This window comes from Telluria sp. AZSoR62, from assembly GCF_058111565.1.
Genome location: NZ_JBYTST010000138.1, coordinates 1 through 370, shown reverse-complemented (window position 1 = coordinate 370; position 370 = coordinate 1). Strand labels below are relative to the sequence as shown.

At 56.2% G+C, this 370-nt stretch carries 1 pseudogene; it reads right to left on the bottom strand.

The window, feature by feature from the left end:
* Positions 1-370 (bottom strand): annotated as a pseudogene (locus AC3XQU_RS23240) (sigma-70 family RNA polymerase sigma factor); the annotation flags it as partial.

Sequence of the window (370 nt, the reverse complement as noted above, 5' to 3'; positions counted from 1 at the left end):
GGTTGAGCTTGTTGATGGTCTCGATCATGTGCACCGGAATACGGATGGTGCGGGCCTGGTCGGCGATCGAGCGAGTGATCGCCTGACGGATCCACCAGGTGGCATAAGTCGAGAACTTGTAGCCGCGACGGTATTCGAACTTGTCCACAGCCTTCATCAAGCCGATGTTGCCTTCCTGGATCAGATCGAGGAATTGCAGGCCACGGTTGGTGTACTTCTTGGCGATGGAGATCACCAGACGCAAGTTCGCTTCAACCATCTCTTTCTTCGCGCGGCGGGCCTTGGCCTCACCGATCGACATGCGACGGTTGATGTCCTAGATCTCAGCAATCGTCAGACCGGTTTCGGTTTGAAGCGCGGTCAGCTTCTG